The organism is Aestuariibaculum sp. YM273 (assembly GCF_030908365.1).
GTDB lineage: Bacteria > Bacteroidota > Bacteroidia > Flavobacteriales > Flavobacteriaceae > Aestuariibaculum > Aestuariibaculum marinum.
This window is the reverse complement of record NZ_CP133090.1, coordinates 3,353,549-3,364,463: the sequence shown is the minus strand read 5'-3', so window position 1 is coordinate 3,364,463 and position 10,915 is coordinate 3,353,549. Positions and strand designations below refer to the sequence as shown.

The window sequence follows — 10,915 nt, the reverse complement described above, 5'->3', positions numbered from 1 at the left end:
TATAGAATGAAAAAAGTAAAATTAATTATAATTTTAAGTTTCTTATTTTTAATAAGTTGTATAAATAAGGATAGAGAAAATAAGGAAAAGACCTTTACATCTAGCAATGTTGAAAATATGAAAAATGATGGGGAAGAGAAGGTACAGAATAAAGAATCTTTTAAAAATTGTAATGAGACTTTTGATGAGTTTTTTGAAAGGTTTTCTAGGGATAGTATTTTTCAAAAAAGTAGAGTTCATTATCCATTGAAATGGTATTTTTTAGCAGACAATGAATCAAGTAAATTAAGTTTAGATATTATTAATCGAGTTGAAGATTATGATTATATAGACTTCACAATGGACAGTCAATCTGATAAATATGAAGTTGTTTACGAAAGGGAAGAGAAAAGTGTAAACTATATATTAAAAGGTAGCGATAGTGGGGTATTTATGACTTATAAATTTAAAACCTTAGATGAATGCTGGTATATGTTTGAAATAATAGATGAATCTACTTAATTTTTATACTATTTTGACTAAATTTGACAAGTGAATGTCACAAACTCGTTTGGCTATGTCCTATAGAGTGTCCTATTTGGAATACCTGTAATTAAGTATTTGAAATACAGTGGTTTGGGTTTTATTTAGGAATCCTGCCACCCCGACAAAAAAAGCCTGATGAATTTCATCAGGCTTTTTTATTTATTCTTCTCTTTAGATAAAAACTCAAAAGTTAGGTAAAACTAATTCATCTGATTTTTTTATGGCATATTATAGTTAACATTTTCTAATTGTTTATTGATTGAAATATTTGGCATTCTTATACTACCAAGTAATCCTTATTTTGAATCAATTATCTTATTCTTTGTAATGCTTTTTTAGATTCAGTTTTTTTCTTGTAAAGATTAACTAAAATAAAACGCATTTACTTAATACTAGGTAATATAGTATCTCTATAGGATAATAATTCTAATCCGTCTTAAAAATTGCATTTTAATTTTACCACAGTAATTATGATTAAATTTTATAGAAGTAAATAATGTTTAATAATTGCTTAGTTTAATTTTTTGGTAAGCCAAAGAGGTTTAGAGAAATCTTCTTTGGCTTTTAATTTAAAAAAAGAATGAAAAATAAAATTACAGCCACTTTAGTTTTAATATGTGCAATTTATGTTTGCGTTTCATGTTCCTCATCTAGTTCAGAAGAAAATGTTTATCCAGAGAAGGAGTCAGAAACACCTGAAAATAATGAAATTGTACCTCCTGAAAATTTCCAATACATTTTTGCTAAAAAACCTGAAGGAGGTAAAGAAGTTTATATACCAGATCATGAAATAGACAATGGGTATGATGTATATAATGATTTCGACTCTAATGAGAGTAGATGGAGCTATCAGAGAAGTGCCTCATCTGATAATGTAATTGTTTTTTGGGAAAAAGGATTTGGACAATACCCTAGTAAAACATCAAGGCAAAACCTTCGGGTAGATATCAATAATTTATTGAAAATGGCTGAAGATTTCTATGTTTACTATAGAGATGTTATGAAGTTTGTTGTTAAAGGTGACTCTAAAACAGATGATTATCGAATGATTATTCAATTATTCTATCAAGAGGAGTGGTTAGCAACTGGAGCTGGTTATGATGATGTTATAGGAGCCTTATGGGTAAATCCGGCAACAACTAATGGAGGGGCAGTAATAGCACATGAGTTTGGTCACTCTTTTCAGTACCAAGTACATTGCGATGGAAATTATGGATTTAGAGACCAGCCTTATGTGGGGTCGTTTTGGGAGCAATGTGCCCAGTACATGTCTTGGCAAATTAATAACGATAGTTATATTAGTGAGTTGCCGTACTTTTTAGATAATGTTCATAAGAATTTTTCACATGAAGATATTAGGTATCAATCTATGTATCTTCAAGAATATTGGAAAGATAAACACGGTGTAGATTTTTTAGGGAAACTTTGGCGAGAAGCTATTTCTCCTGAGCATCCGATTGAAACATACCAAAGGTTGACAGGAATAAGTCAAGAAGAATTTAATGCCGAAGTATTTCAATATGCATGTAAAAATATTTCTTGGGATTATCCATTGGGTGTTTATAATAATGATTTTATAGAGAATCTGTCTGCAACAGACCAAGAAAATTACAAGCATAAAACTAATTTGGAAGTTCTTGAAGATGGGTATTATCAGGTGGTGTCGAATCAAATTCCTCAGTCTTATGGGTATAATGCTATAGAACTAAGTATTCCAGTAACAGGTACAACAGTGTCTGTAGACTTTGTTGGTTTAGATGGAGGCTATTCAAATGTTGAAGGTTGGCGCTATGGTTTCGTTGCGGTAACAAATACCGGATCGGTTGTTGGGGAGGCAGGAGTTTCTAAGTTAGGAACTGCAGATATAATAATTCCCGAAAACGCAAAATCTTTATGGTTAATTGTAACAGGTGCTCCTACTGCACATGTAAATCATATTTGGGATGAAGATGCTTCAAATGATCAAAAGTTCCCATATAAAGTTAAATTTACAAATACAGCTTTAGAATAATTTTTTATACTAAATTTTATGAATAGAATAGTTATAACCCTAGTAGCCCTGAGTTCATTTGCCATTTTTGGTCAATCAAAAACCGGGTACCCCATTACACCAGTTCCTTTTACTTCTGTTAAAGTTAATGATGCTTTTTGGGGACAACGTATTGAAGCTAGTAGAGAAACAACCATACCTCTAGCTTTCGGAAAATGTGAAGAAACAGGACGTTATGATAATTTCATGATGGCAGCTACTCCAAGTCATGATCATAAAGCTGAAGGCTTTACTTTCGACGACACCGATGTGTATAAAACTATCGAGGGTGCTAGTTATTCAATTCAAACGCATCCAAACAAAAAATTAGAAAAATATATAGACAGTTTAATTACTATTGTTGCTAAAGCACAAGAGCCAGATGGTTATTTATATACATTTAGAACAATGAATCCAGATCAGCCTCATGATTGGGCAGGAGACAAACGCTGGGTTAAGGAAGAAGATCTTAGTCATGAGCTTTATAATCTTGGGCATTTAGTTGAGGGAGCTGTAGCACATTATCAGTCTACTGGAAAAAAGAATCTTTTAAATATAGCAATAGAATTTGCCGATTGTGCCATAAGTGAAATTGGTAAGGGGCCAGATCAAATTATGGTCGTTCCTGGACATCAAATTACTGAAATGGCATTAGCAAAACTATCTGTAGTTACAGGAGAAAGAAAGTATCTTGATTTTGCCAAATTGTTATTAGACGAGCGTGGACATACGCATATAAAAAGTGAATACAGTCAGTCGCATAAACCTGTTTTAGAGCAAGATGAAGCCGTAGGGCATGCAGTTAGGGCAGCTTATATGTATTCAGGAATGGCCGACGTAGCCGCACTTACAGGTGATGAAGGTTATATTCATGCTGTAGATAAAATTTGGGATAATATTGTTTCTAAAAAATTATATATCACAGGAGGTATTGGAGCGACAGGTCATGGTGAAGCTTTTGGTAAAAACTACGAACTACCAAACATGTCTGCTTATTGTGAAACTTGCGCCGCTATCGGTAATGTGTATTTAAACTATCGTTTGTTCTTATTACATGGTGATGCTAAGTATTACGATGTTCTAGAGCGTACTTTATATAATGGGTTAATCTCAGGGGTTTCATTAGATGGCGGAAGTTTTTTCTACCCGAATCCATTAGAGTCTATTGGTCAGCATCAACGTCAGGAGTGGTTTGGTTGTGCTTGTTGTCCTTCAAATGTTAGTCGATTTATTCCATCGGTACCAGGTTATGTTTACGCTGTAGATGAAAGCGATGTGTACGTAAACTTATTTATGGCAAACGAATCAGACCTTAAAGTAAAAGGAAAATCTTTAAAAGTAACGCAAACTACTAATTACCCATGGGACGGCAATATCACAGTTGATCTTGCTCCAAAAGGTAAACAGAATTTTAATCTTAAAATACGCGTACCAGGATGGTTACAAAATGAAGTTGTTCCATCTAATCTTTACACTTACACCGATAAAAAGGACTTAAAATTTTCAGTAAAAGTTAACGGTAAAGAAGTAACGTCAGAAATCAACAAAGGGTATTTTGATATTAACAGAACATGGAAAAAAGGAGATAAAGTAGAAATCAATTTTGAAATGGAGCCACGCACCGTAAAAGCACATCCTGCTGTAGAAAACGACCGAGGCAAAGTATCTATTGAGCGTGGACCTATAGTGTATTGTGCTGAATGGCCAGATAACGACTTCGATATTTTCAGTTTGATATTAAATAAGAAACCTGAATTTGAAGTTGAATCAAAGAAAGATTTACTTTACGGAGTTAATATGATTCATACAGGAGCTCAAACCTTAAGTTACAGCGAAGATGGTAAAATTGTAGTCAAAGATGTAACTTTAAACATGATTCCTTACTATTCTTGGGCACACCGTGGAAGTGGAGATATGGCGGTTTGGTTACCAATAGAATTAACCGCTACAAAGCCAGCAATGGCACCTACTTTAGCTTCAGAAAGTAAAGTAGAGGCATCACATAATGTAAAACCTATTGTAGCTATTAACGATGGCTTAGTGCCTGCCAATGCCGAAGATCGCTCTATACCTTATTATCATTGGTGGCCAAAAGAAGGTACAACTGAATGGATTTCATATAATTTCGATTCCAAAAAAACAGTAAGCCGCTCAACAGTATACTGGTACGACGACAAACCTTGGGGAGGTTGTCAGGTTCCTGATTACTGGAAAATTTATTATAAAGATTCAAATAACCAATGGCAACCAGTAGAAAACACTACAGCCTATGGCACTGAGAAAGGCCTCCCGAATGAAGTTGTTTTTAAACCTGTTGAAACTACCGCTATTAAAATGGAAATTAAGCTAGCGGAAAAAACTGCAGCCGGTATATTTGAATGGGAAATAGAATAAATAGTTAAGTATAGTTAAAATGAGCAACTTAGTTGCTCATTTTTCTTTTTTAATATTTTAGAATTGATTTTTAATGAAAACTCACTTTTTACACAAATCAGCTTTTAGTCTTTTATTTTTTGTTATGCTTTTTAATCAAGGGGTTTCTCAACCTATCTTGAATTATGAAGCTTTCTTTGAAGATCCAGAACATCACTATGTCGAAGTGAGATTGAATATTGAAAATGTAACATCGAAAAAAACATCTCTTATTTTACCCGTTTGGTCTCCTGGGTATTATGAAATATTAGACTTTCCAAAAAACATTGTAGATTTTAAGGTGGTTAATAACAATCATCAGGAATTAAATTGGTATAAAATAGCTAAAAACAAATGGGTAGTAGACAACCAAGATAGTAAAACCTTTTCTGTAAGTTACAGGTATTTCGCTAATCAAAAGTCGGTAGCGGAATCCAATATTGATAACGAACGCGCTTTTATCATGCCTAATAATATCTTTATGCATGTTGAAAACGAGCTAAACGTTCCTGTAAATTTAAAAATAACACCTTATAAGATTTGGAAAACCATTTCAACAGGACTTCAAAAAACAGGAAACAACACTTTCTTCGCTAAAACTATTGATATTTTATACGACAGTCCAATTTACATAGGTAACCCACATGTTTTTAATTTTGAATACAACAACATTCCGTTTTCGGTAGCAATAGCCAAACCTGAAGGACTTGATGAATCTAAATTTAGAAATGATTTAAAGAAAATTGTAGATGCCACAACAGATTTAATGCATGATATTCCTTTTGAAAATTACAGCTTTATATTGATGGAAGAAGGTGGTGGCGGATTAGAGCATTGGAATTCTCAGGCGGTTTTCACTTCTGGATCTTTTTATTTCGAGCACGAAAGTCATTACACTGATTTTTTAAATTTTATAACCCATGAGTATTTTCATCTTTACAATGTAAAAGCCATAAGACCAGTTGAATTGGGTCCGTTTAATTACAGTAAAGAGAATTATACCAATATGCTTTGGGTGTCTGAAGGTTTAACGGTTTATTATGAATACATCATTATGATGCGCGCAGGTTTATTAGATAAAAAATCGGCTTTTAATTACTTCACTAATTCTATTAAAAGATATGAAAATATTGAAGGTAAAAACCATATGTCGTTAGCAAGATCGAGTTTTGATATTTGGCTGAATTTTTTCAATCATAATGTTAATGCTGAGGAAACAACAATTTCATATTACAACAAGGGGCCTATTATTGGTTTGCTTATGGATTTAGAAATTCGAAATAATACAAACAACAAAAAGTCTTTAGATGATGTGATGCGCTTTCTTTACAACGAATATTATTTAAAACAAAACAGAGGATTTAAAGAAGAGGAATTTTGGGACGTTTGTAAGTCTATTTCAGGAAGTGGTTTTGATGATATAAAAGAATATGTCTACACTGTTAAAGACATAGATTATCAAAAATATTTTGACTACGCCGGTTTAAATATAGATTTAACGCCATTATCTGACGCTTCAGTTAAAGAAGAGTTGGTTAAAAGAGTTTTCACTATAACTGAAAAAGAAAAGATAACACTGCTTCAAAGAGCTATAAGAGATTCTGTGTTTATTAAAGATTAAGGAATTAAAACAAAAAAGCTTCGTTTTAACGAAGCTTTTTTGTTTTAATATTTGAAGTATTGTATTATAATAAATCTAAAGCTTCAAGTCTTTCTTTAGCTAGAATATATCTTGCCTGAACATCATCAATTTGCTGTTGAGTTAGTTTTACGCCATAGGTACGAAGCCCTCCATATATATCATTATGATGAATACCCATAGCCAGCTTAAGATACTCCATAAGCAGTGGCTGAGCATCCAGATACGATAGGGAATTTAAAGCCTGAGAGATTTTATTTGCCTCAGCCCATTCTCCATTTAAAACATGCTCCTGCATAGTAACGCTTGCTTTTGGGAAGATAGCACCCACACCTGTTATGCCTCCACTTGCTCCAGCAAGACCTGCGTGTACAGTAACTGAGTCAACTCCTGCCAAAATTTTTAAATCCTTGTTCTCTAACATCAAAGTTTCAATAATTGAAACATCTATAGTTGATATTTTAAGAGCAGTTACATTAGGTAAAACAGAAATTCTTCGAAGAAGATCAGTTGATATAGCATGATATCCAGCGGCATCAGGATTGTTATAAGGCATAATTGTTACGCCTACATTTCTTGCAGTTGCTTCTGCAAGTTCATAGTAATCATACATTTCATCATCAGATGGAAACGCCTTAGTTTTTGGCGGCATAATCATAACTGTATCCACTCCAACAGCTGCAAGACCTTCAACGATTTTGGCAAGTTCTTCCTTAGTTTCTGCTGCTGCACCACTAATCAAAGGTACTTTATATTCTTTAGCAACGTCAGAAAGTGCTTTAAGTAAAGTAAGGCGCTGTTCAGTGCTTAAGTAGCTATTCTCACCCAGAGTACCAGAACCGACAAGTCCACCCATTCTGCTTCCTCCCTTTCCTTCAATTTTTAAAGCATCTGCGGCGTATTTTATTGTTGTATCTAGGTCAATTTCAAGGTCACCTGATTTCGACTTTTTCAACCATGTAAACACAGCCGGCATAACGCTATGCCTCCAATCTGAACTATTTGTTTCTGTCATATTTCTTATTATCTAAAATTAACCTAAATAAACATTTTTCAATTGATGTCTTAGGCAAAAGTATAAAGTAAAACCTCATCCAATGAAGTCATTGTTAACATAAAGAGATATTATATTATCCTATTTTAAGTATTTTAAAAAAGAACAAGGTAGTTTTAACTCCTTATGAGTAGAATATAGATTTTAAAGTCTAAGACCAGTTTAAATAACTGAACTCAAAATTAGACGGAACATAAACATTAGAGAGTATGTTAGTTAGCTTTCGTTTTAGTAATTATGAAAGGAAAATCTAAAAACACTTTAGAATTTAAACAAAGAGCAGTTGAGTTGAGTTAGACCTAAGGCAAAGTAAAACAAGAATGTTAAAACTTGAATATATTTCTGTCGGAACATTATCTTTAATGTAGGGAGTTAATTGTACTGTTTTATTTATTTGGAAGACGGCGATATAGCGTCGTTTTTTCGTTTTTACAGGTTACATATAGTGGTATTAAAGAACAATTTTAAGTAAAATATAATTATCTAAAAACTGTTAATTGTTGTTGTTTACCTAACTTATTATTTTCATAATAAGTTAGGTGTCCAATGTATTAAAACCTTTGCAGTCTAAAATGTGAAGGTGTTACACCTTTAATTTCTTTAAATTTCCTGTTAAAATTAGCTGTATTCTGAAAACCACAAAGTTCCGAGATGGAAGAAATGGAATGATCGGGGTTGTTGTAAATAAGTTTACAGGCATTCTCAATTCTAATTTCAATTAAAAACTGAAAAAATGTTTTATTGGTTCGCTTTTTAAAATACCTGCAAAATGCGTTTTTACTCATATTGGCCACTTCCGATATTTCTTCCAATGTAATAGGTTCCATATAATTTTCCATGGCATAATTAAATACATCATTCATACGCTTACCTTCGTCGTCTGTATACTTCTTTTTATATACAAATGATGATATTGCAGTTTTTTCGGCCTTGGTTATATGGTCTATAATTCTTAAAAGTGTGCCAATACGCTGAACTTTATTTTGATTTTTTAATTTTAAAAATAGCTTTGTGAGTTTATTTTTTCTGGTTAATATTTTCATTCCGTATTCAGAATCTGTGAAAAAATCATGTATACTTTCTAAATCAGGTAAATCAAAAAAATGTTTTCCAAAACAGTTTCTGTCGAAAAACAACGTGTAAACCACTGTCTCTTCAGAAAAGTTTACATCTGTTCGAAATACATGTGGAACATCACTACCTAATACCAGAATGTCATTTGGCGAAAAATCATTAATTGTATCTCCTACTATAAGGGTGCCAGCTCCCTTTTCTACATAGCTAATTTGTATCTCACTATGTTGGTGTAATTGATCGTATAAAACCCTTAATCGTTCCTCCTGGTATACTAACGCCTCGTTTTCTGGTTTCGGAATTTTAAAAGGAAGTACTTTCATATGGTTATTAATTTTGCTAATATTACTAAAAAATAAAATACAATCCTATTTATAGGGTAATATAGTATTACAATAAGTTAATAATCACTACTGTTGATATATGGACAAAGTCTATTTTTGTTCATATAATATCATATGTTTTGATTAAATGGGAAGGCATTATGCTAGCAATTTGAACTAAATTTGCAAGTGAATATACACTTATTAGAGCTTGATGTTAACCCACAATTGGTGCAAAATATTAAATAAGCAGAAGTTGCTACTGGTATTAGAACAGAACATGTAAGAGCACCAAGATTACATTTTTTAAAAATATTTACGCATAAATACATGATTACAGGGAAAAATTACATCGGAAACAAACTGAGTGCTAAAGGAACAATCAGTCATAAAACGATTAATCCTAAATTAAACCTTCAAAACGAAACAGCTTTTATAGAAGCGACTTCAGAGGAAATTGAAGAAGCTGTACAACTAGCTGCTGCAGCTTTCAAAGCGTTTAGAAAAGTTTCAGGAAAAGACAAAGCTAATTTTTTAAATGCTATAGCAGAAGAAATTTTAGCTTTAGACCAAGAGTTAATCGACGCCTACACCACAGAATCTGGATTACCTGAAGGCCGAGCTATTGGTGAACGAGGCAGAACCATAATGCAACTAAAATCGTTTGCCGATTTAGTAGAAAATGAAGATTGGAAAGGGAATAGGTTCGATGCGGCTATTCCGGATAGACAACCGCTTCCTAAAGATGATTTAAGAAAAACAGTAATTCCTATCGGTCCTGTTGTTGTTTTTGGAGCAAGCAATTTTCCATTTGCCTTTTCAACAGCAGGAGGCGATACTGCCAGTGCTCTAGCAGCAGGTTGCCCTGTTATTGTTAAAGCTCACGAAATGCATTCTGGTACTTCGGAGCTTGTTGCTTCGGCAATTATTAAAGCTGCTGAAAAAACTGGAATGCCTAACGGTGTGTTTTCTCACCTATCAGGTAGAGGTCCTGTTGTTGGAGCTACTTTAGTAAAAAATGCTAAAATAAAAGGCGTTGGTTTTACGGGTAGCATAGGTGCTGGTCGGGCTATTTTCGATATGGCTTCTAAGCGCGAAGAACCCATTCCTGTTTATGCTGAAATGGGTAGTATTAATCCTGTAATCATTACACCAAAAGCTATTGCAACAAGAAGTGAATCTATTGCAAGTACTTATGCTGGATCGATTACTTTAGGTACCGGTCAATTTTGTACAAACCCCGGATTAATATTGACCATAGAAGATGAAAACACCGAAGCTTTTATTAATGATTTAGCGAAGAAAACAGTAGCTATAGAAGCACAGTGTATGTTACACCCTAATATTAAGGCTGGATTCGATAAAAATGGAACTAGTGTAACGTCTCAAGAGGGGGTTGTTTCTGTAAGTAAGATTGAAACCGCTGTTGCAGATAACTATGCTGCTTCACAAGTAGCAACAGTATCGGGAGCAGACTTTTTAGCGAATCCTAAAATTCACCAGGAAGTTTTTGGTCCGTTCTCTTTAGTTGTTAAAAGCAAGAATGAAGAAGAACTTGTTGAAATTATTGAAGCTTTAGAAGGTCAATTAACTGGAACTATTATAGCTGAAGATGATGAAACATCAAATTTAGTAGACATAGTTGACGCATTGGTAAACCGTGTTGGTCGCATTATATTTAATGGTGTTCCTACTGGAGTTGAAGTTTGTCCTTCCATGCAACATGGAGGACCTTATCCTGCTTCATCAGACGCTAAATTTACTTCTGTAGGAACAGATGCCATAAAACGATGGGTTAGACCTATTAGTTATCAATCTTTTCCAATGGAATTGCTTCCGGAAAGCTTGCAAAAATAATT

Annotated in this window: 7 protein-coding genes; 5 read left to right on the top strand and 2 right to left on the bottom strand. The window is 33.4% G+C overall.

Translation table 11 applies throughout. The features are described 5' to 3' along the window. The first annotated feature begins 6 nt into the window (after window positions 1–6). The 4 genes from RBH94_RS14370 to RBH94_RS14355 all read left to right on the top strand — a co-directional run bounded on the left by RBH94_RS14370 (window position 7) and on the right by RBH94_RS14355 (window position 6,587). Window positions 7–501: a DUF4348 domain-containing protein gene (locus RBH94_RS14370; protein WP_258226970.1), complete on the top strand. Its 495-nt coding sequence runs from the start codon at window positions 7–9 to the stop codon at window positions 499–501. Window positions 502–1,105: 604 nt separating this feature from the next. Beyond that, window positions 1,106–2,536: a DUF6055 domain-containing protein gene (locus RBH94_RS14365; RefSeq protein WP_307881533.1), complete on the top strand. Its 1,431-nt coding sequence runs from the start codon at window positions 1,106–1,108 to the stop codon at window positions 2,534–2,536. Between the two features lie 18 nt (window positions 2,537–2,554). Next, complete coding sequence (locus RBH94_RS14360; protein WP_307881532.1) at window positions 2,555–4,948, top strand: glycoside hydrolase family 127 protein; 2,394 nt, start codon at window positions 2,555–2,557, stop codon at window positions 4,946–4,948. A 73-nt stretch (window positions 4,949–5,021) separates the two neighbouring features. After that, on the top strand, window positions 5,022–6,587 hold the full coding sequence (locus RBH94_RS14355) for a M61 family metallopeptidase (RefSeq protein ID WP_307881531.1): 1,566 nt from the start codon (window positions 5,022–5,024) through the stop codon (window positions 6,585–6,587). Window positions 6,588–6,651: 64 nt separating this feature from the next. Here RBH94_RS14355 and RBH94_RS14350 read toward each other — a convergent pair whose 3' ends face one another. Together RBH94_RS14350 and RBH94_RS14345 are read right to left on the bottom strand one after the other, a co-directional pair. Continuing rightward, a complete protein-coding gene (locus RBH94_RS14350; RefSeq protein WP_307881530.1) occupies window positions 6,652–7,620 on the bottom strand; it encodes a dihydrodipicolinate synthase family protein in 969 nt (322 codons plus the stop codon). A 590-nt stretch (window positions 7,621–8,210) separates the two neighbouring features. Further along, complete coding sequence (locus RBH94_RS14345; RefSeq protein WP_307881529.1) at window positions 8,211–9,056, bottom strand: AraC family transcriptional regulator; 846 nt, start codon at window positions 9,054–9,056, stop codon at window positions 8,211–8,213. A 330-nt stretch (window positions 9,057–9,386) separates the two neighbouring features. On the opposite strand from RBH94_RS14345, the gene RBH94_RS14340 reads away from it, so the two are divergent. Further along, the gene (locus RBH94_RS14340) at window positions 9,387–10,913 is read left to right on the top strand and encodes an aldehyde dehydrogenase (NADP(+)) (RefSeq protein ID WP_307881528.1); all 1,527 of its coding nucleotides are present in this window, start codon (window positions 9,387–9,389) and stop codon (window positions 10,911–10,913) included. Window positions 10,914–10,915 lie beyond the last annotated feature (2 nt).

What these genes read in the sequence shown, in the direction of transcription:
- RBH94_RS14370 (WP_258226970.1), top strand. Translation starts at nt 7, where the DNA reads ATGAAAAAAGTAAAATTAATTATAATTTTAAGTTTCTTATTTTTAATA.
- RBH94_RS14340 (WP_307881528.1), top strand. Translation starts at nt 9,387, where the DNA reads ATGATTACAGGGAAAAATTACATCGGAAACAAACTGAGTGCTAAAGGA.
- RBH94_RS14345 (WP_307881529.1), bottom strand. Translation starts at nt 9,056, where the DNA reads ATGAAAGTACTTCCTTTTAAAATTCCGAAACCAGAAAACGAGGCGTTA.
- RBH94_RS14365 (WP_307881533.1), top strand. Translation starts at nt 1,106, where the DNA reads ATGAAAAATAAAATTACAGCCACTTTAGTTTTAATATGTGCAATTTAT.
- RBH94_RS14355 (WP_307881531.1), top strand. Translation starts at nt 5,022, where the DNA reads ATGAAAACTCACTTTTTACACAAATCAGCTTTTAGTCTTTTATTTTTT.
- RBH94_RS14360 (WP_307881532.1), top strand. Translation starts at nt 2,555, where the DNA reads ATGAATAGAATAGTTATAACCCTAGTAGCCCTGAGTTCATTTGCCATT.
- RBH94_RS14350 (WP_307881530.1), bottom strand. Translation starts at nt 7,620, where the DNA reads ATGACAGAAACAAATAGTTCAGATTGGAGGCATAGCGTTATGCCGGCT.